This window comes from Mesorhizobium sp. PL10, assembly GCF_053714315.1.
This window is the reverse complement of sequence record NZ_JBSKBR010000029.1, coordinates 22225-49155: the sequence shown is the minus strand read 5'-3', so window position 1 is coordinate 49155 and position 26931 is coordinate 22225. Positions and strand designations below refer to the sequence as shown.

The 26931-nt window shown below is 63.0% G+C and carries 27 protein-coding genes; 21 read left to right on the top strand and 6 right to left on the bottom strand.

Features of this window, described 5'->3' with window-relative positions:
- Positions 1-5: 5 nt before the first annotated feature.
- Positions 6-845, top strand: coding sequence for a pantoate--beta-alanine ligase (gene panC, locus ACWGTO_RS28875; RefSeq protein WP_454578189.1), 840 nt, complete (start codon positions 6-8; stop codon positions 843-845).
- A gap of 324 nt (positions 846-1169) precedes the next feature.
- On the opposite strand, the gene ACWGTO_RS28870 is transcribed toward panC, so the two are convergent.
- Entirely contained in the window at positions 1170-2363 is a 1194-nt protein-coding gene (locus ACWGTO_RS28870) for a DUF1173 domain-containing protein (protein ID WP_454578188.1), read from the bottom strand.
- A 368-nt stretch (positions 2364-2731) separates the two neighbouring features.
- On the opposite strand from ACWGTO_RS28870, the gene ACWGTO_RS28865 reads away from it, so the two are divergent.
- Positions 2732-3928, top strand: coding sequence for a DUF932 domain-containing protein (locus tag ACWGTO_RS28865; RefSeq protein ID WP_454578185.1), 1197 nt, complete (start codon positions 2732-2734; stop codon positions 3926-3928).
- 277 nt (positions 3929-4205) lie between these two features.
- Here ACWGTO_RS28865 and ACWGTO_RS28860 read toward each other — a convergent pair whose 3' ends face one another.
- Complete coding sequence (locus ACWGTO_RS28860) at positions 4206-4592, bottom strand: DUF5615 family PIN-like protein (RefSeq protein ID WP_454578184.1); 387 nt, start codon at positions 4590-4592, stop codon at positions 4206-4208.
- Positions 4589-5209, bottom strand: a complete 621-nt coding sequence (locus tag ACWGTO_RS28855; RefSeq protein ID WP_454578183.1) for a DUF433 domain-containing protein — start codon at positions 5207-5209, stop codon at positions 4589-4591. Before ACWGTO_RS28855 ends, ACWGTO_RS28860 begins: the two co-directional genes overlap by 4 nt.
- A 193-nt stretch (positions 5210-5402) precedes the next feature.
- Between ACWGTO_RS28855 and ACWGTO_RS28850 the strand changes: the two genes are divergently transcribed.
- The 14 genes from ACWGTO_RS28850 to ACWGTO_RS28785 all read left to right on the top strand — a co-directional run bounded on the left by ACWGTO_RS28850 (position 5403) and on the right by ACWGTO_RS28785 (position 20279).
- Positions 5403-7550 carry a ParB/RepB/Spo0J family partition protein gene (locus tag ACWGTO_RS28850; protein WP_454578182.1) on the top strand — a complete coding sequence of 716 codons (2148 nt, stop codon included), beginning with the start codon at positions 5403-5405 and terminating at the stop codon, positions 7548-7550.
- 185 nt (positions 7551-7735) lie between these two features.
- Positions 7736-7969, top strand: coding sequence for a hypothetical protein (locus ACWGTO_RS28845; RefSeq protein ID WP_454578181.1), 234 nt, complete (start codon positions 7736-7738; stop codon positions 7967-7969).
- 170 nt (positions 7970-8139) lie between these two features.
- Positions 8140-8496, top strand: coding sequence for a DUF1419 domain-containing protein (locus ACWGTO_RS28840; RefSeq protein ID WP_454578180.1), 357 nt, complete (start codon positions 8140-8142; stop codon positions 8494-8496).
- The gene (locus ACWGTO_RS28835) at positions 8399-8725 is read left to right on the top strand and encodes a DUF1419 domain-containing protein (RefSeq protein WP_454578187.1); all 327 of its coding nucleotides are present in this window, start codon (positions 8399-8401) and stop codon (positions 8723-8725) included. Before ACWGTO_RS28840 ends, ACWGTO_RS28835 begins: the two co-directional genes overlap by 98 nt.
- Before the next feature lie 188 nt (positions 8726-8913).
- The gene (locus tag ACWGTO_RS28830) at positions 8914-9603 is read left to right on the top strand and encodes a transposase (RefSeq protein ID WP_454578179.1); all 690 of its coding nucleotides are present in this window, start codon (positions 8914-8916) and stop codon (positions 9601-9603) included.
- Between the two features lie 174 nt (positions 9604-9777).
- Complete coding sequence (locus ACWGTO_RS28825; RefSeq protein ID WP_454578178.1) at positions 9778-10026, top strand: DUF982 domain-containing protein; 249 nt, start codon at positions 9778-9780, stop codon at positions 10024-10026.
- A 340-nt stretch (positions 10027-10366) separates the two neighbouring features.
- Positions 10367-14899 carry a strawberry notch-like NTP hydrolase domain-containing protein gene (locus tag ACWGTO_RS28820; protein WP_454578177.1) on the top strand — a complete coding sequence of 1511 codons (4533 nt, stop codon included), beginning with the start codon at positions 10367-10369 and terminating at the stop codon, positions 14897-14899.
- 15 nt (positions 14900-14914) lie between these two features.
- Entirely contained in the window at positions 14915-15964 is a 1050-nt protein-coding gene (locus ACWGTO_RS28815) for a DUF7146 domain-containing protein (RefSeq protein ID WP_454578176.1), read from the top strand.
- A 244-nt stretch (positions 15965-16208) separates the two neighbouring features.
- A complete protein-coding gene (locus tag ACWGTO_RS28810; protein WP_454578175.1) occupies positions 16209-17150 on the top strand; it encodes a DUF2493 domain-containing protein in 942 nt (313 codons plus the stop codon).
- Between the two features lie 157 nt (positions 17151-17307).
- Complete coding sequence (locus ACWGTO_RS28805; protein WP_454578174.1) at positions 17308-17592, top strand: type II toxin-antitoxin system TacA family antitoxin; 285 nt, start codon at positions 17308-17310, stop codon at positions 17590-17592.
- Entirely contained in the window at positions 17593-18102 is a 510-nt protein-coding gene (locus ACWGTO_RS28800; protein WP_454578173.1) for a GNAT family N-acetyltransferase, read from the top strand.
- Between the two features lie 198 nt (positions 18103-18300).
- A complete protein-coding gene (locus ACWGTO_RS28795; RefSeq protein WP_454578172.1) occupies positions 18301-18834 on the top strand; it encodes a hypothetical protein in 534 nt (177 codons plus the stop codon).
- A 712-nt stretch (positions 18835-19546) separates the two neighbouring features.
- The gene (locus ACWGTO_RS28790) at positions 19547-19870 is read left to right on the top strand and encodes a DUF736 domain-containing protein (RefSeq protein ID WP_352778180.1); all 324 of its coding nucleotides are present in this window, start codon (positions 19547-19549) and stop codon (positions 19868-19870) included.
- 58 nt (positions 19871-19928) lie between these two features.
- Entirely contained in the window at positions 19929-20279 is a 351-nt protein-coding gene (locus ACWGTO_RS28785) for a hypothetical protein (protein WP_454578171.1), read from the top strand.
- Positions 20280-20492: 213 nt separating this feature from the next.
- Here the strand turns inward: ACWGTO_RS28785 and ACWGTO_RS28780 are convergent, their stop codons facing one another.
- The 3 genes from ACWGTO_RS28780 to ACWGTO_RS28770 all read right to left on the bottom strand — a co-directional run bounded on the left by ACWGTO_RS28780 (position 20493) and on the right by ACWGTO_RS28770 (position 22488).
- Positions 20493-21041 (bottom strand): helix-turn-helix domain-containing protein, encoded by a 549-nt coding sequence (locus ACWGTO_RS28780; RefSeq protein WP_454578170.1) that lies wholly within the window; start codon positions 21039-21041, stop codon positions 20493-20495.
- A 347-nt stretch (positions 21042-21388) separates the two neighbouring features.
- Entirely contained in the window at positions 21389-21787 is a 399-nt protein-coding gene (locus ACWGTO_RS28775; RefSeq protein WP_454578169.1) for a hypothetical protein, read from the bottom strand.
- A 14-nt stretch (positions 21788-21801) separates the two neighbouring features.
- Positions 21802-22488, bottom strand: a complete 687-nt coding sequence (locus tag ACWGTO_RS28770) for a ParA family protein (protein ID WP_454578168.1) — start codon at positions 22486-22488, stop codon at positions 21802-21804.
- 379 nt (positions 22489-22867) lie between these two features.
- Between ACWGTO_RS28770 and ACWGTO_RS28765 the strand changes: the two genes are divergently transcribed.
- The 5 genes from ACWGTO_RS28765 to ACWGTO_RS28745 all read left to right on the top strand — a co-directional run bounded on the left by ACWGTO_RS28765 (position 22868) and on the right by ACWGTO_RS28745 (position 26485).
- A complete protein-coding gene (locus ACWGTO_RS28765) occupies positions 22868-23269 on the top strand; it encodes a plasmid mobilization protein (RefSeq protein ID WP_454578167.1) in 402 nt (133 codons plus the stop codon).
- A 2-nt stretch (positions 23270-23271) separates the two neighbouring features.
- A complete protein-coding gene (locus ACWGTO_RS28760) occupies positions 23272-25677 on the top strand; it encodes a relaxase/mobilization nuclease domain-containing protein (protein ID WP_454578166.1) in 2406 nt (801 codons plus the stop codon).
- Positions 25678-25686: 9 nt separating this feature from the next.
- Entirely contained in the window at positions 25687-25875 is a 189-nt protein-coding gene (locus tag ACWGTO_RS28755; protein ID WP_454578165.1) for a hypothetical protein, read from the top strand.
- 116 nt (positions 25876-25991) lie between these two features.
- Positions 25992-26189, top strand: a complete 198-nt coding sequence (locus ACWGTO_RS28750) for a hypothetical protein (protein ID WP_454578164.1) — start codon at positions 25992-25994, stop codon at positions 26187-26189.
- Positions 26190-26281: 92 nt separating this feature from the next.
- Positions 26282-26485, top strand: a complete 204-nt coding sequence (locus ACWGTO_RS28745) for a hypothetical protein (RefSeq protein WP_454578163.1) — start codon at positions 26282-26284, stop codon at positions 26483-26485.
- Positions 26486-26931: the final 446 nt, after the last annotated feature.

Below are 26931 nucleotides of genomic sequence, written 5' to 3'. Positions count from 1 at the left end.
GCAGCATCGTTGCCGCGTGGCGCCGCGAGGGCCTACGGATTGCCGTTGTGCCAACCATGGGTGCCCTGCATGAGGGTCATCTCAGCCTCGTGCGGGCCGCGCTGGCCAAGGCTGATCGGGTGATCGTGACGCTGTTCGTCAACCCGAGGCAATTCAACAATGCCGATGACCTGGCTGCCTATCCGCGCACGGAACACGATGACGCCGCCAAGCTCGCGTCTGCTGGCGCCCATATTCTTTATGCTCCCGATGCCGCCGACATATATCCGCAAGGCTTCGGGACCACAGTTTCGGTCGGCGGTGTGAGCGAGGGGCTTTGCGGCACGTTTCGGCCCGGCCACTTCGATGGTGTAGCCACCGTGGTCACGAAGCTTCTTCTTCAGACTGGCGCCGATCTGGCGTTTTTCGGCGAAAAGGATTTTCAGCAACTTCACGTCGTGCGCCAGCTTGTCCGTGACCTCGATATCCCAATCAAGATCATCGCTGGCCCGACGGTTCGCGAAGCCGATGGCCTGGCAATGTCGTCGCGCAACGCGCGCCTGTCCTTGGCTGAGCGCCACAGGGCGCCTCGACTGGCTGAAATCCTGGGCCAAACTGCCAGGCAGCTGAGTTCAGGAGAATCTATACAGCGTGCGCTGACTGTCGGCCGAGAGGCGATCCTCGCCGCCGGCTTCTCGAAGGTCGAGTATCTCGAGCTGCGCTCGGAGAGGGACCTTGCCTCAATACTCACATTGGATCGACCAGCGCGCCTGCTCGTCGCTGCCTGGCTTGGCGAAACGCGGCTAATCGACAATCTCCAGGTAGCGTTGCCGCGCCCTGAAGTGTTGCATCAAGCCGCTGCTTGAATCGAGAGGACGTGGCAGGAACGCGGGAACTGCCCGGCGATCCTAAGCAAGGCTGTGGGGAGATCGACTCCTGCAGGCATGCAAGGAGACGGTCATCATGACGCTCCAAAACCTCGCCGCGGGCGGAACAGCTTTCGCCTGCCGCAAGCTGCGCCAGAACCTAAACATATTCTAAAATTCGATCTCGCTAATCTAATCTTTACCATGGCAATGCGACCTTCACGGACGGATAGGTGCTGCGTTCCGCCAGACAAAGCCCACTTGGCCCCGGCCGAGTGGGCTTTCGCTTATTGGCTTTTGTTCGGCCAAAGCCCCCAGCTAAAATCATGTGGGCAGGGGTGGCATGTCTCCATCCGCCACCCTCCACAACCACGCATCGATTTCGGGTCGCGATGCGATCAACTCCTCAACTGCATCCAGGTAGGATGAATCGGCAATTGGCGGGACGATGTAAAGCGCAGTCGATCGCGGCTGCCCCTGTGCCAGGGCGGCAGCTACCGGCCGCTCTGCCGGCAAATTGTAGCGCAGGCCCTTTACGCTGCGCGTCTGCACCCTGGCCAGTGCATCGACCAGCTTCTTTTCGTAAGCGGACTCGTAAGGTACCCAGTTTTCCGCCACCACCATCAGTGCCAGTTCCTCGATGACGGCGAGCCCGGTCGGTGTGAGTGCGAACGTCGCGATCGCGATCAGGTGTGACGCCTCATCAGTGTCCCACAGCATTAGCTCGGTCTCAAAGCGAGACTGAAGCCGGCGGCAAAGTCCATCATCGACCAAAAATACCAACCCTGGCATGTGCTTGATGATCAGCTTATGACCGCTGCGCGCCGGCTCAAGTTCCTTGACCTCGCCAACGAGGATCATCAGCTGCCTCGGGCCGGTCTTCGGTGGCTGAGCAGGCGCAAGCGCCGCAGCACGTCGCTGCTCGATCCCGGCTTTGTCGGCGGACCGGAACGGCTCCGGCACGAACAGGATTTCGCTCAACATCCCGCCCTTCGCCGTCATCTGTCTTGCGGCTTCGATCAGGTGCCATCGGATGTTCCACCAATGGCGCTTCCCGGTCCAGCGTGAGGTCCAGGCCGTCAATTCAGCTTCGTGCCAAAGGTATTGAAGCAGGCTGCGCAAGGACAATTTCTTTGCATCGCCGGTCACGCTGTCGGAGCTGCCCGCACCCGCGACAGGTCTTGCCCGGCCAGCGACCTTCGACAGGCTGAAATCCAGCTTCAGCGAGGCCAGCCCACTCTCGGGATCAACCTGGATTGCGCTCCCCATCAGCATGCCGAGACCGGATAGCTCATCGGGCGGCTCGTAGGACGAACAGGACGGATCATGCCCGCCGCCCGACGATGGCATGCGCTTGACGATGTACTGCTCGCCGACCTGGGCAATATACATTGCCACACCCGGCGCTTGGCACAGGCAAAGTGGCCGGCTCTTGCGCTGGTAGGCATCCGCAAGCACGACCTGCAGGTCAGACACCGTTTCTTCTATGACCTGGTCAGCAATTCTGAATCGTCGCATCGCCTCCATCGCTCCGGGTGCCGCCGCATCCCTGGACGCGCATTGATTCATGATTTCGGCATCGTGGCAACCGCGATTGTTCTCGCCGGCAGTGCGAATGCGCTGGAAGGTGGCCTGACGCTTCATGTGGGTGACCAGCCCCGGCCAATAGCGGGGGCGTCTCGCTGCGGGAGCGGACTGCCGTTGCGCTGAAGGCCGGCCTGCGGCCGGTCTTCACCGTAGGCAGATCTCCGAGGAAAAAGCTGCCGCAAGCGCAGCGCTCGTGCCGGTTTGGCCGGCGCCAACAGAGGGAGAGGGTGGAGCGGAGTGCTGGCGGCGGGCGAAAGCCTGGAGAGAGGCTCCTGGCGCCCCGTCGAGGAGCAAGAGCTATGACCCAGATGGAAATTCAGGCGCCCGTGCGGAGCGGGAACAACGGTTACAAGGTGGATGTCAGCCGCGGCCAGCGCATTGGCCGCGTGTCGTCGGAATGGTTCAACCGGCCGGACGACGAACGCTACCTGTCGCTCACCGACCTCAACAATGCGGTGAGGCGGCGGTCCGAACGCAGCAAGACGCGAATCGTGGAAAGCGACGCGATCCGTGTGGAAGCCTCCCGTGAAAATCCCGAGAGGCTGACGCTCATGCTGCCGGACGCCCACACGCCGGTCGCGCCGACACACTGGAGTTTTGGTCAGCTCGCCAGCCTGGTCGGCGCACCCGCAACCTATCTGCGCCAGCTTCCGGCTGCGCTCGCCGGGATCAATCTGCAGTATGGCCTTTCCACGCACCGCGCCGAGCAGGTCAAGACGCTCGAGATCGCGAACGGCCGTCTCGAGCTCCGAGCAGTCACTGGTCCAGACTATGGGAGGATTTTCGACCACGAACTCGTTGAGGCCGTACAAAAGATCGCTGGCAACGGCACTGGCGATACGCGCTGGAAGGTGCCCGGCGTGCTCGACTGGTCGACCAGCATTTACAATCCCAATGTAGACATCTCGAAGGACACGACGACGCTTTATGCCTCGGACCGCGACATCTTCATTTTCCTGGTCGACGACCTCAACCCCATAGAGGCTGGGCGGCTCCCGGACGGCTCGCCCGATCTCTATTTCCGCGGCTTCTACTGTTGGAACTCAGAGGTCGGCGCCAAGACGCTCGGCATAGCGAGCTTCTACCTCCGCGCCGTCTGCCAGAACCGCAATCTCTGGGGTGTTGAAGAATTCGAGGAGATCACCATCCGCCACTCCAAATATGCTGCTTCGCGCTTTGCGCTCGAAGCCGAGCCGGCGCTGATCCAGTTCGCCGAATCCTCGCCGATGCCCTTCGTCAACGGCATCAAGGCGGCGCGCGAGCGCGTTGTCGCACGTAACGACGACGACCGAACCACCTTCCTGCGCAAGCGGGGCTTTTCCAAGGGCGAAACCGCGAAGATCATCGATGCCGTGCTTACCAACGAAGGCCATCCGCCGGCATCGGTTTTCGATTTCGTGCAGGGCATCACCCGCGTCGCGCGCGACAAGCAGCACCAAGACGTCCGGCTCGAGTTGGAAGGCAAGGCCAAGAAGCTCCTCGACCTCGCCCACTGATCCTGCGCCCAACCGGCGATCCTGCACATCGCATCGCCGGCTCTCCGATCATCGCCCTCTTCGAGGCGCCGCTCCGCCAACCAGGGGGACGGCGCCTTTCGCCACACCACCATGGACGAGTTCGAAACGCTGAATGAACGGCATGAGCGCACACGCAGCACCAGCATGACCGTCACCCTCGATCGCCAGGCGCTCATCCATGTCCTCATCGACCATGCCCGTATGTTGGAGGCGCTTCGCTGGCCAGGTCGACATTCGCGAACCGGACGAATAACCGCTATTCTGGAAGATCGAACCTCTCGATCGTCACGGTTCGATCCGCGTCCACTGAGATCTCCAGCGCTTCGTTCCATGCCTCCTCGCCGCCGAGTTCCGAAAGGGCGAGGAGGAAAAGCCGCACCTGAAGATCGAGACTCATCAATCCTGGCGCCGTGTTGAAGGCTATTAATCCGACGTGCAGGTCTTCGCGACCGTAAAGCCCCCGGAAATCCGTCGTGTTGTGGGTAACCAGGACATAGCCGTCATCGACAGCGCGTCTGGTCACAACATGATCTTTCGCGCCCGCCAGGCCCAGCCAGCGCACGTGGCTGGACTGCGGATACCCACTCTCTCGCGCCAGTTTCGCAAGGTCCGGGCTCAGGCATTCGTCGATCAGGAACTTCACGAAGTCGCCGGCAAATCGTCGAGACTGACCGTGCGCGACGATTTTGACGGCGTGGTCCGCCAGACTGGCTTTGCCGGCGGACGGCCGCGCCGGGGATAGGCAAGCGCGTAGTCGGCGGCAAGCTCGACCTGGTCGAGGGCCAACTGCGGATAGCCGGCATGGATCGCGTCCGGCGTATCGCCAGCCGCGAGCATGTCAGCGATGTCATGAACAAGCACACGCGTTCCGGCAAACACCGGCTGGCCGCCGAGAATGTCTGCATCGCGCGCCACCATCGCCTTCGCTTTCCGAAGCCGGGCGAGGCCGATCTTCACCTCGGCGGCGATCGGCTTCAGGTCGACCTTCAGTGGGGCGGCGGCAACCACCGATGCCGCGTCGGTTGCGATCGCGCGCTCGACGATGCGCCGACGTGCCGTTGGTGTCAGTGTCTCGGCCGTCAACCACGCCAGACGCAATCCCACTAGTCCCGAACCGACGATGACGCGGCTGCCGCGACGCATCTCGACACGGCCGCGCAGCAAGCCGGCGTCGATGATTCGATGCACCTGCTTGAGCGGCACCCGCGTCACCGACGCTGCCTCAGTGGCGGTGAGTACCTCGCTGTTAAATCCGGCCACGACAGTAATCCTTCCACGTTTGTGGAAGATATATAGCTCGTCTTTCTCCGTCGGTCCAGCCGCCAGGTTGCGTGGAACCGGCCTGTGCCGCGCCGGCGCGGCCGTGAGAGGCAGAGGGGGGAGGGGAGGGGTTTTTGACGGGTTTGGAGGTTCGGGGAGAGGCCCCGGGCCGCCCGTCATGGAGACCCTGACCATGGCAAAGGCCAGCCAGAAGATCGCTATGAATGCAGCGGAGAACATTGCCTATGACAAACTCGTGCTGTCGCAGAAGAACGTTCGTCGGGTGAAGGACGGCGTCACCATCGAGCAACTCGCAGAGGACATCGGTCGCCGCAAGCTCCTGCAGAGCCTGAACGTCCGTCCGGTGCTCGACGCAAACGACGAGGAGACCGGCATGTATGAGGTGCCTGCCGGCGGCCGCCGCTATCTCGCGCTCGGCATTCTCGTCAAGCAGAAGCGTCTGGCGAAGAACGAGCCGATCCCCTGCATCCTCAACCGCAGCGCAACGACATCGGCCGAAGAGGACTCGCTTGCCGAGAATCTGCATCGCGAAACCCTGCATCCGCTCGACCAGTTCCGAGCGTTCAGGGCACTGAAGGAGCAGGGGCTCGACGTCGAGGAAATCGCCGCCCGGTTCTTCGTGTCGGCGGCGACCGTCAAACAGCGGCTGAGGCTCGCCTCGGTCACGCCAAAACTGCTCGAGCTCTACGAGAAGGATGAAATCCGCCTCGAGCAGATCATGGCGTTCTCGATCTCCGACGACCATTCCCGTCAGGAGCAGGTCTGGGAGCGCATATCCGGCAATCCGCACATGCAGGAACCCTATTACATCCGGCGCCTTCTAACGGAGACCACGGTTCGCGCCGATGATCGCCGGGCGGTCTATGTCGGCGCAGAGGCCTACGAGGCTGCCGGCGGCGTCATCCTGCGCGATCTGTTCGAGCAGGATTCCGGCGGCTGGTTCCAGGATGCTGCCCTTCTCGAGCAGCTGGTCTTCGACAGGCTGAAGATCGATGCCGAGACAATCCGCGCCGACGGCTGGAAGTGGGTCGAAGCGGCAATCAGCTTCGCTTATGGGCATACCTCCGGCATGCGGCGCATCTACGCGGAACAGGCGGAGATGAGCGTCGAGGAGATCGCCCGTTACGACGCGGCGAAGGCCGAGTATGATGCGCTCGACGCCAAATATGCCGAGATGGAGGAAGCCGACCAGGAGATCGAGGACAGGCTTGATCAGCTTGGCGCCGAACTAGACGCGTTCAGCGATCGACCACAGGTCTACGATCCGGCGCAGAAGGGCATTGCCGGAGCGTTCGTGACCCTCGGCGCCAACGGCCAGCTCCAGATCGAAGCCGGATTTGTTCGTCCCGAGGATGAGCCCCGGGCTGAGGCCGACGATGACAAGGAGGCCGACGGCGGGGAACGTGACGCGTCGCAGTCCGATGAGGACGGCGCCAATGGCGTCGTAGTCAACAGCAGGTCGACGAACGGCGGATCCGATGCGGCCGACGAGCCCGAGGAAGAAGGCATCAAGCCGCTGCCGGAACGGCTTGTCTTCGACCTTACGGCGCAAAAGACGCTGGCGCTGCGCAACGCGCTCGCGAGCAACGTCGACATCGCCTTCGTCACCGTTCTCCATGCCCTCATGCTGCAGGTGTTCTACCATTTCGCCAAGGACAGCTGCCTCGAGGTCACCATGGTGAACAACAGCTTCGGTCAGGTCCAGGGTCTCGCCGAAACTCCCTGGGCGAAAGAGATTGCCGAGCGTCACGAGGCCTGGGACCGGGATATGCCCGACAGCGACAAGCTCTGGGACTTCCTGCTCGGTCTCGACGAAGCGAGCCGCAAGGCGCTGCTCGCGCACTGCGCGTCGCTCTCGCTCAACGCCGTCGTCGAGCCCTGGAACAGGCGGCCGGGTGCGCTTGCCCACGCAGATGCACTTGCCACCACGCTCGGCTTTGACATGGTCACGGCCGGCTGGGAACCGACTGTCGACAACTATCTCGGCCGGGTCACCAAAGCCCGGATTGTGCAGGCGGTTCGCGAGGCCCGCGGCGAGGACTCCGCGCAGATGATCGACCACATGAAGAAGGACCTCATGGCGCGTGAAGCTGGCCGTCTTCTCGAAGGGTCGAACTGGCTGCCCGAGCCGCTGCGCCTCGAACAGGACGGTCCTGTTGCCGATACCGACGAGCCGGTGGTCGGAGACATATCGGGCGACGGTGCCGAGGTCGGCCCAGCCGAGTTGCCGGCCTTTCTCACCGGCGATGCCGATTGCCCGTCGGTGGAGGTCGCCTCCGGTGTCGACGACGAGACGAACCGTCTCCAGGCCGCCGAATAACCGGCGTCACGAACCAGGAGGGTCCGGCGCAATTGCCGGGCCCTCATGGTGAGTTTTCGCCAACGAGCTTGGCCCCGACGTGACCAACGAGGGGCGGTCGTCCCACCTTTCCAACCCAAATAGCCAACCGACGACAGGTCTGCGGTCGAACGACAGCAGGCCAATTCCGGTTCATGGAGATCGAGATGTTCGACTGGAACAAAAGCTGCGCCTATGACGGCCAGCAGAAGAGACGCTCGTCCGGGCACGGCATCCTGATCCGCACCTGCAACGGCCGCAAGGACTATACAGGCGGCGCCAACCACATTGTGGCGCTTGCCCTACTGGACGACATCCCGGCGCTCGCTGCTGCTGTTCGCGCCAAAACTGGCCTCGGTCGAAATCAAGCTCTGATGGCGAACAGAACTCGCGCCGCCTGACGACGCTGCCTGCCGGCAAAGCTCCGCCTGCTCTGCCACTCGCTCAATGGGCTGCCGGCAGGCGCCGGCTGGCGCCACCGACCTTCAATCCAGGACAAAACCTTCACGCCATCGCGGCGCTCTCGTGGAACATTCCGCGTGCCTTTGGCGTGCCATCGAGGAGAAGCGCCATGCCTTCACATCCGCCCTTCAGAAAAGTGTTCGACGGTGTCGCGACACGGGAGCAGATGTTCGAACTGTTCAACCGCCACCGCGACGTGCCAGGCGTCGACCCGCTATCGGGCACTCCATACGCTGGTGAGTGGTTCCAGATCTCCAGCGTGGAATACCACTCCATGCTTGAGCTCCTGCCACCGTTGTTTCAGCGCACCGGCATGTTCGGCATATCGGAATACAAGGCCAAGGTATGTCACCAGCGTCTTCTTTGCGATCAGGGTTCGCGGTCGCGAACGCTGGTTCCACGGGTTCTGCGACCTGTCCGACAGACACAGTCCGGACGCGATGCGGGCCGCCATCGTTGCTCATGAAACGGGCGCTGCCGACAGCATGACGCGCGAGGAAAAGCTCGAAGCAATCTGGATCGCGACGCATCCGGATTTCCAGGGGCGCGCCGGCGACATCGATCCCGATGCCTGGCCGTCGCAGCATCGGGGAAAGCGGACCATTATGGTCAACGCTGGCGGGTCGGGCGCCGTTCTCAAGCTCCTCGAGGATCTGTCCGATGACGAAATCGATCACCTTCTACCTACCAAGTGACCAACGAGAGCGCTCAATTCCTTGGAGCTGGGTACCGGCTGAACGCCAAATTCGATCGATGTAAAACGGCTCTTGCTCCTAATCGACGTTGTCCGATAAAGCTCCGCCCACAATGGAGATTGCCTGAACGATTTGAGTCGTCTTCAGTTGCGGTTTCTATACGATCGTATTTCAGTCAAGGAAGAATTATGAGGCGGCAGACCCGACCGTTCATTGTGGAAGTCAGACAGAAGCGCGGCTATGAAAGGCGCAATGGCTCTATCTGGGGCGACATTGATTTCTCAGCAGCCTTCGCCGAAGCATCCACAGAGCTCCAGAACGTTGCTCCGTCAAGTCATCAGGATATTGACTCCAGTATCGTGGCCCGTGATGCTGAACGATTGCAGCAAATGACATCGGAGCACCAAATGGCAGATCCAGAACAAGCTGAATTGGCAGGTGTCGAAACGGAAGGCGCGACGAAATTGGACACGCCAGGTACCAAGAAAAAGCCCCGGCGCTCGGGGAAGGTAAAAGCTCAGTCGACCCCACCCGCCCGGACCAATGGCGCCGAGGCGGCTGCCCAAGCCAATGGGGTAGCGGCGGCAACGGCGCGCGGACCCCGCAAGGTCTATTCTGAAAAGGATCGCGCCCAAAAGCTTACCCAGATCGAAAGGTCGGTCAGAAGCGGCGCCACCCACAGAAGCGCGGTGAAGCAGGCCGGGATCTCGGAGCAGACCTATTATCTTTGGAAGAAAGCCACGATCCCTGCAGCAGAGACCGACGAACTCAAGGACCTGGTCGCGCTCGAGGAAGAAAACAAGCGCCTGAAGAGCCTGCTTGCGGAACGCCTTCGCAAGGAGAATGCCGAACTGAAAAAAAGGCTTGGGCTCCACTAAAAAGGTCTTGGGCCTAGCGGGGGCAGGCCCGGCTCGAGATCATTGGGCTGTCATGTTCCCGGTGAGGGATTTGCTTCAAGAGGATCTCCTGCGCAGATAGCCTTGGTTATCTGCCGTGTTCAGGGACGCTGAATGCAGGGTTTCCGTGCGGCAATGTGATGGAATGCGGGGGAGTTGGCTGTCTTGAGCAGGTTTGAGAGGCCAGTCGTCGTTCAGCTTGGCCGCCACGGATCGGAGCGCATCGTGCACGATGTCAACGACGCAGCCACCATTTTGCTTCGCGATCTCCCTCGCCAGACTGAGAAACGCAGGACAGCGATAGACATCTGTCTGCAGGTGCTGCGTGGCGAGGCTCGTCCCCCAGCCGCTCGGCGCGCATTCGTGGCGGCCGCGCTCGAGGCAAAGATTTTGCGCAGTGATTAGGGCGGAACGCGTTCATCGAGCTTACGATTAATCAATTGAATCCACGCGCAGTGTGGCGACCGTGTCGCGCGTCTGCGAAGTGTTTCTCCGCGGCATGGAAAAATGCGCTCGCCAAGCGCCGCCCGAAGCCAGGCGGCTCGCTCTCATAAATCTTCCCAACTGAAGTCCCTCATCGCCTGAGCATTCCTGCTTCCGCATGGAGTTGCGACACTTCCTGGAGGGGCAACCTGCGGGGAGTTCTGTCGCTGGAGGCAGAGTGGGGGCCGGGAGGGATGCGGCCCAGGCGGCGCAGAGAGAGCGCCGGCGAGGCTGAACCCCTCCACGGACAAGGAACGATCCCATGAACATAGTCACCGCCCCGGCCGCCGCCACGGCGCCCGCTACCCTTGCCACGCCCACGCCTCGCCGAGCCAACCGCGCCGAGGCAATCCTTCGGGCAGGCCATCTTCTCCTGGTCTCGCTCGAAGGCGGGCGGCCGATCAGCATCAGTGTGCTGGGGGCCGCCATGGCTTCTTGCTTCGGCGGGACGGACGCGCAGGGCTACTGGGTCTGGAAGGACGCCTACGAGGCGCTTGAGGTGGCCCAAGTCTTGTTCATCCGCAAGTTCGGAGCGGCAATTCTTTTGCGCTCGACTTCGCCAGAGGCAGCCCTCGCCATGATGACGAAGGTCGCGCAACTCGTGCCCACGCATACGCGGCGCTCACAAGAAAGCCAGGCGATGCAGCAGCTTTCCACACCGCTGCCGCTTGCCTTTGTCGCCGCCCGGGCCGCGGCGATCGTTCCATCGGATCTCGTGCTGGAGCCTTCAGCCGGCACTGGCCTGCTTGTCGTGCATGCCGAAATCGCGCAGGCCTCACTCGCGCTCAACGAGCTGGCTGCAACGCGCGCCGGTCTGCTCGGCCTCTTGTTTCCGCGCGCTGCCACCTTTCGTCATGATGCCGCTCACATCGACGACCATCTCGATGCCGGCGTCCAGCCGTCCGTGGTGTTGATGAACCCGCCGTTCACGGTCGGCGCCTATGTCGATGGCCGTGTCGCCGACGCATCATGGCGGCATTTGACGTCCGCTCTTGCACGCCTTCAGCCAGGCGGGCGGCTAGTCGCGATCACCAGCGCCAACTTTTCTCCCGAAAACCCAAAATGGCGACCGGCTTTCGCGCGCCTGCAGGAGCAAGGCACTGTCGTGTTCACGGCGGCGATCGACGGCCGCGTCTACGCCCGCCATGGCACGACTGCCGAAACCCGGGTAACCGTCATCGACAAGTCACCGGCCGCCGACCCCACCCGCTTCGTCGCCTCGCCGGGCAAGGCTCCGGACGTAGAGACGCTTCTTTCCTGGATTTACGGTCTGCCGCCACGGATCCCGGGCGGCTACCCCGATTCCATTGGTGCTGTTGCCAACGGGGTTCTGCGCAGCGCCTCGCGGCGCATGGTCGACCGATCCGCGGCAAGCTCCGCACCCGCCAATGCCTTGCCGAACGCTTTGAAGGTTTTCCGGCCGGCTCGCCCGCTTGCCCGGGCCTTGCCTGCCCGATCGGTCCTGGCAAACAGCCTGCCGGCCGAGCCGCTTGCCTACGAGCTGCGCGACTGGGCGCCGCAAGCTGGAGGCCATCTAACCGACACCATCTACGAGCCCTACGCGCTCCAGTCGATCCACATTCCAAGGGCGATGCCGCATCCGACGTCGCTCGTGCAATCGGCCGCGATGGCAGCGGTTGCACCGCCCAAGCCCTCCTATCGCCCATTGCTACCGGATGCTGTGATCGATGAGGGGCTGCTGTCGGATGCACAGATCGAAAGCGTCATCTATGCCGGCGAAGCACACTGCGGTCATCTCGCAGGCGCATGGACTGTCGACGACACCTGCGATGTCGTCTCGGCAGCACCTGAAGGCGCCCAAAACGCCGTCCGCTTCCGCCGTGGATGGTTCCTGGGCGACGGCACCGGTTGCGGCAAGGGCCGCCAGGTCGCCGGCATCATCCTGGATAACTGGCTTCAGGGCCGCCGCCGGGCGATCTGGATTTCCAAATCGGACAAGCTGCTCGAGGATGCCCAGCGCGACTGGGCAGCCCTCGGCCAGGAGAAGCTTCTGGTGCAGCCGCTCTCCCGCTTTCGGCAGGGCACGCCGATCCGCCTTGCCGAAGGCATCCTGTTCACCACCTATGCGACCCTGCGCTCGCAGGAACGCAACGGCAATAAGTCCCGGCTCGCCCAGATCATCGATTGGGTCGGCCAGCAGGCGGGGAGGGTTAACCCGACCGGCACAAAAGAAAACTCGGCGGGAATCGGCGAACCTGCGACGCCGTCGAAAAGGCCTTTCGACGGGGTTATCGTCTTCGACGAGGCGCATGCCATGGCCAATGCCGCGGGGGGCAAAAGCGAGCGCGGCGACGTCGCACCCTCGCAGCAGGGCAAGGCCGGCTTGCGTCTACAGCACGCACTGCCCGACGCCCGGGTCGTTTATGTATCGGCGACAGGTGCGACCGCTGTCGAGAACCTCGCCTATGCGCAGCGCCTCGGCATCTGGGGGAGCGACGATTTTCCGTTCGCTAACCGCGCCGATTTCATCGCCGCGATCGAGGATGGCGGTGTCGCCGCCATGGAAGTGCTTGCCCGCGATCTCAAATCGCTTGGGCTCTACACCTCGCGCTCGCTATCTTATGACGGCGTCGAATACGACCTGCTGGAGCACGAGCTGAGCGAGGAACAGATCCGCATCTACAATGCCTATGCCGATGCCTTCGCCATCATCCACAACAACCTCAGCGCCGCGCTCGAGGCGACCAACATCACCAGCGAGGCGGTCACGCTGAACCGCAACGCCAAGGCGGCGGCGAGATCGGCCTTCGAAAGCACAAAGCAGCGCTTCTTCAGCCATCTGATTACTTCGATGATGACGCCGAGCCTGCTCGGCGCGATCGGGCGGGACCTCGCCGATGGCCACGCGGCCGTTGTTCAGATCGTCTCGACAGGCGAGGCGCTGATGGAACGCCGCCTTGCCGAGATCCCGGCCGAGGAATGGTCCGACCTCAACATCGACGTCACACCCCGTGAATACGTCGGCGGGTATTTGATGCATTCCTTCCCGACGCAGTTGTTCGAAGAATATTCGGATGCCGATGGCAACGTCACTTCGCGGCCCGTCCACGACCAAGATGGCAATCCGGTTCAATGCCGCGAGGCGGTCCGTCGGCGCGACGAGATGATCGAGAAGCTCGCGTCGTTACCACCGGTCGGCAGCGCGCTCGACCAGATCATCCACCATTTCGGGACGGAGATCGTCGCCGAGGTGACGGGCCGCGCGCGCCGCATTGTCAGGAAGTCCGGTCGCGACGGCATCGACCGGCTTGCGGTGGAGAACCGTCCGGGCTCGGCCAACCTTGCCGAGACCCAGGGCTTCATGGACGATGAAAAGCGCCTGCTGATTTTCTCCGACGCCGGCGGGACCGGCCGCTCGTATCACGCCGATCTCGGCGCGAAAAACCAGAGGCTGCGCAAGCACTATCTGCTCGAAGCCGGCTGGCGCGCCGACAATGCCATCCAGGGCCTCGGGCGCACCCACCGCACAAATCAGAAACAACCGCCGCTGTTTCGACCGATGGCCGCCAATGTCAAGGCAGGTAAGCGCTTCCTATCGACGATCGCCAGGCGGCTCGACACGCTTGGCGCCATCACGCGCGGCCAGCGCCAGACCGGCGGGGCCGGACTGTTCCGCGCCGAGGACAATCTTGAAAGCCCATACGCCCGCGCAGCCCTGCGGCAATTCTACATGCTGCTGCACCAGGGCAAGATCGAGGGCTGCTCGCTCACCACCTTCGAAACCGTCACCGGCCTGTCGCTAACCACGGACGAAGGCGGCCTTCGCGACGAGCTGCCGCCAATCACGACCTGGCTCAATCGTCTTCTGGCGCTGCGCATCGAGACGCAGAACCTGCTGTTCGAGGTTTTCGAGCAGTTGATGGCCGCCAAGATCGAAGGCGCTGTCGCTGCCGGCAATTACGACAAAGGGCTGGAGACGGTCACGGCGGAAAGCATCGTTGTCACCGACCGCCGCACCGTCTACACGCACCCGGTTTCAGGCGCGCAGTCGCACGTGCTGACCGTCGGACGCAAGGATCGCATGCGTCCGCTCGGCCTTGTCGATGCGCTCGACATTGCACGTAGCGAGCCGCAATCGGTCCTGCTCGTCAACACACGTTCGAGCCGCGCGGCGATACAGCTTCCGACCGCGAGTCTCATGCTCGACGACGGCAGCGTCGAACATCGCGTACGGCTGTTGCGGCCGACCGACGAGCTGCGCTTCGGCATCGAGGCGCTTGCCGAAACGCATTGGCAGCTCGCGGACAGAAAACTGTTTTGCGAATGCTGGCAGATGGAACTGTCGGCGCTTCCCGAGTTCAGCACCAGCACGTTCCACATCGTCACCGGCCTCCTCCTGCCGATCTGGCGGCGCCTGCCGGACAACGACTGCCGGGTCTACCGCATCCAGACCGATGAGGGTGAACGCATCATCGGACGCCATATCGCGCCGACGCTTGTCGCGACCATGTTGCGCAACCTCGGGCTTGATCATGTCCCGACTCTCACTCCAAACGAAGCCTGGAGCGGCCTGGTCGAGGGACGGATCGGGTTGCAGCTCGCCGATGGCCTGATCCTTCGTCGTGGCCGCGTCATGAACGATTGTCGCGTCGAGCTGATCGGCTTTGCCGAAGCGATGGTCCCGCGGCTGAAGACTCTCGGGCTGGTTTCGGAGATCATCTCCTGGAAGCTCAGGCTGTTCATCCCGACCCGCGCCGAAGGTCGGACCATCCTCGCCATGCTCCTCGATGGTCACCCGCTCATCGGCATCACCGATCGTGCCGCAGCGGCTTGAGCGGAGGAGGCGATCATGACCAGCTCGGCATCCGAGCTGGCACAGCGTCTTGGCGAACATGCCGAGGCGGTGTGCCGCGAATATCTCTCCAACGGCCGCCGCAGCGGCAACTACTGGATCGTCGGCGATGTCCGCAACACGCGTGGCCGCTCCATGCACGTCCGGCTGAAGGCCAATGCCAAGGGTCCAGCCGGGAGGTGGGTGGATGAAGCGTCCTCGGAATTCGGCGATCTACTCGATGTCATCGGCGAAACTTGTGGCCTCACGGAGTTCCGCGAGGTCGCGGAAGAGGCCCGCCGCTTCCTCGCCATGCCGCGACCGAAGCCCCAGTCTCAAACCGATGGCGCGGAGCGCCAGCTGGCCGCCGCACGCGGTTCTCCCGACGCCGCGCGCCGCCTGTTCACCATGTCGCAGCCGATTCCCGGCACACTTGCCGAACGATATCTCGCCGGTCGCGGCATCCTGCTCTCCACGCATGAGCGTGCGCTGCGCTTCCATCCCGGCTGTTACTACCGCGATCTCGTGACGGGCGACAGCCAGACGCTTCCTGCCCTGATTGCCGCCGTCACCAACCTCGACGGGCGTATTACCGGTGTCCAGCGCACCTGGCTGGACGCACGCGGCAACGGAAAGGCGCCGATCGCCGATCCGCGCCGCTCGCTCGGTCACTTACTCGGAAACGGCATCTGGCTTGGCCTCCAGCCCGGTACGCCTGTTCCGGTCATGGCTGCTGGCGAGGGCCTCGAGACGATGGCATCGCTAAAGGTCGTGATGCCAGCGCTGCCGGTAGCCGCCGCCACCTCCGCCAATCACCTCGCCGGCCTGATCTTTCCGCTTGGCTGCCGCCGCCTCTACATCGCGGCCGATGCTGACGCCGCCGGCCGGCATGGCATCGAGCGTCTCAGCCAGCGAGCAGGTGAGGCCGGGATCCTCGCGCTGGCGTTGCGGCCGCAGCTCGGCGACTTCAACGATGATCTGCGCCATCTTGGCCCGGCCCATCTCGCGGCATGGCTGCGCGATCAGCTCGTCCCGGAGGATGCCAGTCTCTTCCTGCAGTCGGGATGAACGGCGCGACCCGGCGGGCGGGCAGGGCCGGCGTTCATGGGAAGGCCCGCAGGCATGGCGGTTCCATCGAGAGGTCGCGCCTGCGGCCTGCCTGAGAGGCGACCCCTGCCACGCCCAGGCCACGGCCGCAACGGCTGCGCCGTCCTCCGCTTCGCTACGGCCTTCGGTGCGGCCGCGTCCCGAGCGAGGCCGTGGTGCGCTGTCAGGCCGCGACAGGCGCGGCCACAACCCACGGAGACGCGCCATGACCTTCGAGCTTCCTTCCGACGACGCCTACGAGCCCTACCACGCCTCCTCGCCGACCGACCGCGTCATTCTCGAGCTGCAGATGTACGGTCACCGTCCACATCAGGACGAGCCGGACCCCCGCCCCCTGCCGGACGAGACGGCGATCCGGGCCGGGCTTGCGGGCATCGCCGAGACTTTCGCCGGCATGCTGGGCGATACCAGGCTCGAACCTGACCTCGACGACCTGCTCTGGTCCTTCACCAATCTCTTCCACCGCGCCGCCGAGCGTGTTTCCCGCGGCCTCGATCGCAACGAGGACGCGCAGCGCACGAGCCAGCACGAGCAGGACGGCTCCGAGGTGAAATCCGTCGAGCTCGAACGGCTCACCGCCGAAGGCATCACCCTTATCGAGCGCCGCAACGTGTTCGAGATCATGCGCGACGAGGTCGCCGACCTCTACGAGGCCAATACGGGATCGGCATGGCGTCCGCGCACCGGCTCCAAAGTCTCCCATCAGTCGCTGACAGCGGCGGTCATCGACTCCCGGGATTTCCTCGCCGCGCGGCGGCGTGCCGAAACCGAGGTGCTGGTGCCCGCCGGCACCAAGATCGCCTTTGCCGGCGGGCTCGACTTCAACGATCACGATCGGATCTGGGACGCGCTCGACACGGCCCGCGAAAAGCACCCCGACATGGTGCTGCTGCACGGCGGCAGCCCACGCGGCGCCGAGCGCATCGCCGCCTGCTGGGCCGAGAACCGCAAGGTCACGCAGATCGCCTTCAAGCCGGACTGGAACCGCCACGCCAAGGCGGCGCCGTTCCGGCGCAACGACCAGCTGCTGTCGGTCGTGCCGGCAGGCATCATCGTCTTCCCTGGCTCCGGCATCACTGAGAACCTGGCCGATAAGGCCCGCCACCTCGGGATCCCGGTCTGGCGCTTCAAGGAGGGCGGCGCGTGAGCGCCGTCTTCCTCGCAATCCGCACCACCGAACCCCGCGCGCGAAGCACCGCACCCTCCGCGGATCGTATCGACGCGGCGAAACCTGCGGCCACGCAATGTGGTATTGCGTTCCGCGTTACATAGACGTATATACGTCCGCAGCACAGGAGCGCGCCATGGCCATCACAGCCACGAGGAAGGAAACACCCGTCTCGATGCGGTTTCGCGATGATGATCTCACCATCATCGACCGCGGCGCGGAGCTGCTCGGCCTCTCGCGCACGGAGTTCATGCGACGCGCAGCACTCCACGAGGCGCAGGCGGCCATCCTCAACGAAACCATCATCCGCGTGTCCCCGGAAGCCTATGACGCCTTCATGCAGGCGATCTCAGCCCCCGCCGCCCCGCCCACGCCGAAGGCGGCCGAGCGGCTGCGTCGGTCGCCGCCCTGGGACCGCTAGGTGGCGCTTTCAGGCATCGAACTCCTTGACGACGCGCACCGCCTCGACAGCTTCGATTGCGGCAAGCCGGCGCTCAACGCTTGGCTGGCCGGCTTCGCGCGAACGAACCAGGCCCGCGGGTTCACCCGCGTCCTGATCGTTCACGACGAGGGGACAGTCGTCGGCTATTACGGCCTCGCGCCGGGCGTGATCCAGCCAAACAGCGCGCCGCGCGCCATCCGCACCGGACGGCCCCCCGATCCAATCCCCTGCCTGCTGATTGGACAACTCGCCGTCGACCGCCGATATGCCGGACAAGGCATCGGCAGCGGCCTGGTCAAGGACGCGCTGCGTCGCTGCGTCGCCGGCGCCGACATCGTCGGCGGCCGCGCGGTGGTGGTGCGGGCGATCGACGCCGAGGCCGAGCAGTACGGGCAGAGCTGGGGCTTCATCCCCGCGCGGGACAATCCGTCGGTGCTCATGCGCTCGATCCAGGACGTGAGCCTCTGGCTGGCCGACAAAGGCCACTAGCTCCAGCGCGTAGCGCCTTCGACAGCGGCAGGGTCCGGGCGCGCCGGCCTGCGGCCGGCCGGGCTCTAGTCGCGGCGCCCCGCCGCTCCCCGCGCCGGCTTCGCCGTCTCGGCCTTCGGGTGACGATCCCTCGCGCAGGGCCAGAGGGAGAGGGCGGCCGGCGCGGGGCGGGGACGCTGGAGAGAAGGGAAAGTCACGATGTCGATGATATTCATAGGTGGATCACGCGAGATATTCGAGCTGCCGGAACCTGCCATCACTCGCATCGGCGCGATCGTTGCTGCCGAGCACGGCGTGCTGATTGGCGACGCGTCTGGAGCCGATACCGAGGCGCAGGGCCTGCTCGCCGGCTACAATTACGAGCATGTCGGGGTCTTCCATGCGGGCAAGGAACCCCGCAACAATCTGGGCGACTGGGCCACCTACCATGTTCCTTCTCCTGAGGATGCCAGAGGGTGCTGGGTCCACGCCACCAAAGACCGGGAGATGGTGCGGCGCGCCGACTTTGGCATGATGGTCTGGGACGGCGCATCGCCCGGCACGGCCGTCAACGTGCTTCGGCTGGCCATAGCGAACAAGCCGTGCGTCATTTACGATCTGGCCAGGGGCAGCATGGCGACCACGTACACTGTGGAAGATTGGTGCGCCATGCTCCGCCATGCCGGTCCGGACATTCGCCGGCAAGCCGAGGCCCGCATGACGCCGGACGAGCGTCTGGCGCTGCCAGGATGATGTAGGCGCAGACCCGCCGACAGCCCGGCGGATCCCATCCGATATGCTTGATCCGGCCCCGCGCCCCCAACTTCCCTTCGCTGAACGGCCGAAGCCGGCCCCTTCCGAACCGGCCCACGCGCAGAGCCGCGGGGCGTTGTGCACGATGATTATCTTGCCCGTCTCGCATCTGAAGCGGGTGCGAGCGTGCCGAACATCCTGGCTTGCGCGGTCATCCATCGTGGCTTCGAGGGATTGCTACCGAGGGGCGTGAAGTTCGCTGCCAGTCGGCTCCGATCTCAAAACCGCTGTACCGCCATCGCGAAACCCAAGGCGATTCACGCGCCATGCTGCTGTTTGAAGTGTTGACGACGCAGGCGACATGACCCGGGGGTGCGCGGCAAGTATCCCGGCGATCCGGCAGCGTTGCGTCGGCGGTCAAGCGATGGCGGCCTGGGTTCTTGTCCTTCGGTCGCATCCGGGGCCATCCCCGTTTCATGTCGCCTTTGTAGACGACCGCCTGCTTTGTGCGGTCAACCCCCGTTGGGGGTACACTCGGCGAAAATTCAGGAAAATTCGATTTCTGTTTTTGGTTGCGGTCAGGCGAAGGGCCTGCCCGCGTTTTTTTAGCAAATAGAATTTTCCAGAATTTTCGCCGAGATGACCGCAGCAGGACGGCCCTCTCCTTTGGCGCCATCGGGAATGGTCCCGATGCAACCGAAGGAGAACTACCATGGCCACCACGATCGCAAACCTCACCACCAAGGCCGACGGCTCGATGGAAGGCGTCTTCGCCACGCTCCGGGTCAACGCCCCGATCACCCTCATCCCGAACCCCAACAAGTCGCGCGAGGACGCCCCCGACTACCGGATCGTCAACAAGCGCACGGGCTTCGAGATCGGCGCCGGCTGGCACCGCATCTCCCAGCGTTCGGGCGAGGAGTACCTCTCGGTCAAGCTGGAAGCCCCCGAGATCGGCGTGATCTTCGGCAACCTCGCCCCGGCGCCCGGCGGCGAAGAGAACAAGAAGGTCATCCTCTGGAACAATCCGCAGTGAGCCATCGGTGGCCGGCCCTGAAAGGGGCCGGCTTCGCCCCCGGCAACAGGAGGATCCCATGAGCCGCTACACCATCACAGTCACTGGGACCGTCACTGGCACAGTCTCCCGACAAGGCCGCTCGGACCCGGACGCGATTATCGGGTACGACCCGCCGCTTCGGACTTATTTTCTGCAGGCGTTCCCCCACGAGGTGACCGACGAACCCGCGCTCTTTCTCGGCACGCACCACCAGGCATTCGAAGCGCTGGAAGATCTTCACCAGGCAGCCGTAGCGCACGGCTACGACTTCATGCCGCTGCCGCACGGCATCGCCACCAGGCTGGTCGAGGACCAAAAAACTGGCCATCGCCCCCGGCGCGATGGCGTTCTTCACGAGCTTCCAAATCGCCTCGACGACCCCGGCTAGACCAACGCAGACTCAAAGGCCGGCGACGGAGCTCCGTCGTCGGCCTTTTTTCCGTGTCGTGACCACGTCCGGCAATTTCCATGAGGCGAACATGATGTAGACGTTGTAGTCAGGCACGAGCATCGGCCGGCCAGGGCTATCGATATCGCCACCGCCACCAGCCTCTCTCTTGGCCCCGGCTCGGCTGGATCCTGGCTGTAATCGGGGCGGCCGTTACATCGCTGGCGGCCCGATACAACCTGATGGCGCCTCAGACCTTTTCTCGGCCTGAACGGGCGTTGCCTTTTCGGTCGGCGGTTCGCCGCCGGCCGAGATAGCATGCATCTCATCGACCAATCTGACCAAGGTGCTGACCGTGCTCGGCGGCAGGGACCAGATCTGCTTGGCGAGCTTGATCTGGTCCGCCGCCTGCTCCGCCGTCTTGCCGAACAGATGTGGCGCTGCCTCATAGACCAGTTCCATCGGATGGAAGCCAAGGATTTCGCTCAAATGCACCAGCCGTGTCACGTGCAGCTTCGAGATCGCTTTCTCGTACCGACCGAACACTTGCGTCGACAAGCCCAGGAAGTGCGCGAGCTCCTCCCTTGTGATGCCGACGTCCCGTCGCGCCTTGAGAAGGAAGGCCGAAATCCGCTCATCCATCTCGCCAAGCTCGTCTATTCCCGCGAACCCGGGACGGCGAAAGATCGGCTTGTCGATTTCGGGATCCGTCGTCTCGACCAGACCGGCCCTCTCCTCATACGGAACATTGTTCTTGACCATGGATCGCAAGCCTCATTCTATCGATTTGGGTTGCAAAAAGGCATAGTCGCATGGTTGAAGCAGGATACCTCGCGAGACGCCTTTGCTGACGCGACCGCGCACGAGAAATGGGGCGCGCCATTTCAGCCCGCGAGCAGCCGCGAAAAAATTCCAAGCCCGTCATCGCATTGCAATCATTGCGACTTAAATCTGTTCCAGCGGCCGCCCACTTCGGCGCGCTCCAACAGCGCAACGATTTTGTTCCCTTTTTATGCACTAAGCCGGCGTTTGCGCCGAGGCTTATATAACACGCTCCTCGTTGGATGACAGCCGGATTGTCGAAAACACCCAGCCAAAAAGGATAGGTGCTAGTAGCCGTTATCGCGCAGGTATTGGTCGATCGCCGCCTTCATGATCACCGTCATTTTCAGGTCGTTGTCCAAGGCTGCCCTTTGCAGCCGGGTCTTCGTCTCATAGTCGAGCGGGACGTTGACGAAGTGTATGGATTCCCGAACCTGCGCACGCTTGAGATCACGCAGCCTGGTGCGCGCCTGTTCCTGATCGAGAGCCCGTTTGCTTGCGGCGTCCTTGCGTGCTTCCGGGCTTGGCCGTCGCAAACGGCTGCGCGTCGGGGTCCCCGCGCCTTCGGCGACTGGCACGTTTTTAGCTTGCGCCGGTGCGGTTGATCGTTCCTCGCGAACCCCACCCCGTTCCTTTCGCGGCGCAATCGGAATATCGCCCACCGACAGTTTCGGACGATCGGCCATGATTATTCCCCCTTTCAATCCGGTCCAACCAGATGCTCGACCTCGGCGAACAGCGTCGCCACTTCCAGGCGCGCCTTCTTCACCGGGTCGGTCAGATCGAGCATCTGCAACGTTCCATAGCCGTTGCGGATCTCGCGATAGCAATTCCGTTCCGTCAGCTCAGTTTGCAAAAGGGTCGACGGATAACCGGCCTCGCGCAAGGCGGCGACGAACGGCCGGATGAAGCGGTAGGCTTCCAGGCTGCGCGCGGTCAGCGCAATGCGTGTCACAACGACCCCATGCGGGATGTTGCGTCCCTGTTCCTCAGCGATGTCGGCCGTGGTTTCCGCTGCCTGCCCGACCGATCGTATTTCGTCTTGATTGGCCTGGACGGGGGAGATCACGACATCAGAGTTGGCAATGATGGTGTTGGCGATGACACTGTCGACGCCGGGCGTGTCCATCACGATCACATCGTGACTTGCCGCCGCGAGCGCCTGCTCTATTCCCCTGCTGGTTGGCGCCGTCGCCAGATCGATATTTGCGGGCACGTTGTCCTTGTCGGCCGAGAGCTTCCACCATTCGGTCAGGTTCTGACGGTTATCGGTATCGATCAGCAGCACCGACTGTCCTCTGAGCGCATATTCACCCGCGAGCAATATGGCCACCGTGGTCTTGCCGGCGCCTCCTTTGCTGCTGACGACGGACAACCGTCTTGCCATTTTTAATCCTCCGCGGCTCGGCTTGGCTGACCGTCAGGGGTCTGCCCTACCTCTCAGCAACGTTCCAACAAAGTGGAAACACACGATGCAGACACACCGTATGATACTTATTCCACATCCTATGTCCACACGATCACCGACATGCCGAGTTCGTGTGGAATTCTCACACGTTTGGCGCGATCGTATTGGCGATGAGAGGGGCAGGCTGTTGCTGGGCTCCGGCTTGCGCGCTGTATCACAGTTGGCGTCGCTTGCATCCATCGGTTGTACATGGCAGGATACGGAAAAATGTGGTACATTTTTTCTCACGATCGAGGGACGAGCCCTCGATCCGCCGCCTGCGGCGGCTTGAAGGAACTTAGAAAGAAGGCCGACAAGGATGAGCGGCGACAGTTTCGAGGTGCGACGGGGGGCTTCCAAGAAGGACAAGGTGGTGCGGATGCGCCTGTCCGCGGACGAGCTCGCAACAATCGAGAACGCGGCCAGGGCGGCGGATATGACAATGTCTGCGTTTCTGCGCTCGCTGCTGCTGGACGGCGCCGGCGTGCAGCCGCTCCTGTCCGAGCAGGACCGTGCGGTGATGGGTTTTCTTGCCGATGAGATGCGGGCGGTCGGCACGAACCTTAACCAGCTGGTGCGGGCGATGAACGGCGGCGGGGCGGTAACGGGGACTGATCTTCAGGCCAATATCGGCGAAGTGCAGATCGTCGTCGCTGCCGTGCTGACCGAACTGAAGGCGCTTGCCAAGCGCGCCGGTTACCGGCGGCGCGGGGAGGGGTAGCGATGGAGTTCTTCTTTGGCGCGTTTAGCGAGGAGTGGGAGCGGCGGAAAGCAGCCCTGCTGCATGAGATGTCGCTCGGCAAACGCGGCCTCGCGGACGAAGAAGAACGCAAGGGCGGGCCTTCCGGCGGTGGTGGCTGGCCGGGAGGGGGAGGTTCGTTCGCGCCCGGCATCGGATCGGGGCGAGCGAGGGGTGGCGGCGAGGAGAGTGGGCGGCCGATGCGTGTACGGTTCGCGGCGATCGCCAAGGGCAGCCAGCCGGCCGTCGTCAAGATGGCATCCTATGGCGGTGGTGTGCGGCTCGGGGCGATGCTCGATTATGTTTCGCGCGCCGGCGAGGTCGAGGTCGAGGACGATCGCGGCGAGCGAATTGGTAGCAGGGAAAGGCTGTCGTCACTGCGCGGCGAGTGGGAGCACCTGCTTCAGAACCGCGAAGAGAGCCGCGACATCGGCGCCTTTTCCGTCGAGATCACGGGCGTTCCCGACGTTTCGGGCGATGAGTTGCAGGGGTTCGTCAGAGCGACGCTGTCGCGCGGCCTGGGCGAACGGCGGTTTGCTTATGGGATTGAGCGCCCAGGCGATGCCTCGTTGTCTCTCAGAGGCGTGGTTGTTCTGCGCGGCGACGACGGTGAGCGGCTTACCGGAGACGCCAAGGCAGCCAGCATCGTTCAAGAACGATATGACACGAGATCGTCGGCCGAGGATCCATCGGCGGTCTTCTCATTTAGCGGATACGGGAATGGCGTTGACTATGGCACGGCCAGGCTCAGACGCCTGGTCGAGACGGTTCATGGCGACGTCCACGACGAACGCGGGGTGACGATCGAAAACGACAGCGCGGCCGGCGATCTCGTCCAGAAGGATTGGCGACATGAACTGCACAGCCGCAAAAGCCGCGACGTCATGCATCTGATCATGTCGGCGCGCGCCGGCACCGAGGTTGCGGCATTCAAGGATGCAGCGCGCGATTTCCTGGCCGAGCAGTTTACCGGTCATCGCTACGTCTTTGCCCTGCATGATCCGGCAGAGGACCCCAAGGAGGAGGCGGACGGTGGAAAGCGTCCGCATGTCCATGTCCACGCCATCATCACCATGAAGTCGGAATTCGGCGAGCGGATCGAGACCAGCCCGAGAATATTCCGTGAATGGCGGCAGCTGATGGCCGAGAAGGCCCGTGAGCACGGTATCCAGATGGAGATGACGGACCGGCGGGAACTGGCGAAGTCACCAGCCTATGGGCGTAACCAGGTCCGGCCGATCAGCCGGGAGGGCCGGACCGAGCATGTCGGAACGAGCGAAGCCGCTCACATCCGCTATCAGGCCAAGCGTTCGGAGGCAGCAGCGGTTGCGAACGCCCGCCGCAGCGTCGAGTATACCAATACGGCACGGAGAATCTGGAACGAACTTGCGCTTGCCAGCGGTGACGCGGAAATAAAATCCTACGCTAGCCAGCAGGAAAACCGAATAGAAACAGCGCAAATGCAAGAACGAGCCAAGACTGAAAAGTCGACGGGGTTTGAAAAATTTGGCTCGAAGTACAGAGCCAATATGATATGGTTGCGGGCGATCGTTTCGGAGGCCTATAAGTTGCGCGAGATGTCCCGTCCTGAGTTCGAAGCTTATGAAAAGCGGGTGGAAACCACGCTGTTCAGATTCGAGCGATTGGTGGCGGCCGAGGAGCGCGCCAATTTTGACGAGATCGCCAGTGCAGCCCGTGAGCACGTCAATGTCCGTCGCGAACTCGTTGAGCTCAATGAAGAGCGCAGGGCAGTTGAAGGCGAGCGGGCAGATGTCTCCGGCCCAGGCCGTGCGGATGTGCTCACAGCACGCGACCAGGACGATCTGGGCATTGGCGGCCAACCTGCTCGTGACCGTGCCGAAAGGGACGCTCAAGAATCAGTGGACAAGATCAACGCCAGCCGTACAGAGGTCGAGCGCGCCGACATTGGGGGACAAAGTACGGCCTCGGCGGAACGCGAATATGCCGCTGCGCTTCAAGCCGCAGCGAAGCTGGCATTGGCGGGCAACAGGTTCTTGCGCGAAGTTGCCGAAAACAACGAAGACCTCCGCCATACCATGGAAGCGTTGGAGGGTGCGCAAACTTGGAAGGCCGCTTCGACCACCGCCAACGCCGGCGAGGACGAGCGGCGCTTGTCGCATGATAGCGCTATCGAACGTGACGCGGGCCCTCGAGACGCCGAGATCGATCACGACATTGGTGGTGCGCCACCCAGTCCTGCACAAAAGCGCGGACGAGGCTATGAGCGCGCCCCGGACACGGCGCCGAAGCCGAGCGAGCCCAATCGCACCGATCCGCCACAGCAGCAAATACCGCGACTGGATGAACTGGACCGTGAAGAGCAGGAGCGGAAAGATCGCGACCGCGATCGCGACGATTTCGAGCGTTAGGAAGTGATGATGAACAACAAGACGCCCTGGTACATCTATCCTCAGGATGAGCCAAAAAGGCAGCCGTGCCGCGACGATCCACTCGCACTCCTAATTGGTTTCCTGCTCATGTCGATATTCGTTCTCGTCGCGCTCGACCATGCACTGTATCAAGCCTGGACAGTCGCCCTTGGTTGGTGGGAAGTGCTCACTTCCTAAACTCGGAGCAGTCCATCGGGCTCCGCCGAAGCCCAGCAATCAAATCGAAACATGCGGGAAAGCCAATGCTCAGGCTAAACCGGGCTCAGCTCCATAATCTGGTCTGGTCCAAGCCTATGACGCAGATCGCCCGGGATCTCGGAGTTCGCGATCAGCATATCGCGCAGGCCTGCGATGACTACGACATTGCCCGGCCGCGCACCGGCCATTGGCAAAAGATCGAACACGGCAAGGCGGTCCAATTGGTGGCGCTCGGAAACGACAGGTTCGGCGCACACGAGGTTATCGTTGTCGGGAAAAGCGACGGTGCTTGAGCGTCTGCTGAATGGTTCAGAGACGGAAGATCCGATGAATGTCGTCAGGGCAAGCGATGTGGACCAGCGCTCAGCACTCCGAGGGGAATGACATGGCCAAAGATGACCTGAAAGCACTCCTCGAGCAGAACGGGCTGGCCGATACAATTGCCATACTGCGGGACGCCGCGCCGGATTCTCTCGATTGCACCGACGACCAGGCTCTTGCCAAGATGACATTGGTCCTTCGCGTGCTGAGCTTGCCGCCAAGTGCTACAAGTAAGCTTCTCGAAATTGTCGAGGAGTTGCGGGGATAGCTTTTGCCGGTTTGCTGCGGGGAACCGGTTGTAACTGCGCCATGGGCCGAACCGATTTCCTCCGGGGAAGTCTTGCGGATGGGTATGAGCAGCGGGCCAGCGTCGAGGAAAGCGTCTGCCGATATTGCATCGTCGGGCAGGGGGCGATGGTGCCAACCTGACCACCGTTCCCCACATGGATGAGACTGCCCGCCACTGGCGCCGCTGCGCTGATCGCACGCATGGTCGAATGTGGCATCTGTAGGCACAATGGAATATCGAGCAATTCGCCGGGCGCTGGGGCCCGGCCAATCGCTATCGCAATCTCAATGGCGCCGCCGCCGCCCGAAGACGCTCACCTTCGCAGATTGAACCAGTGTCTGATCACCATTCCGGCATTATCGTCTCTGATGTCGAAATAATAAGGATCACCGCGCAGCGGGCGAGACACGTACTCGGTCGATACA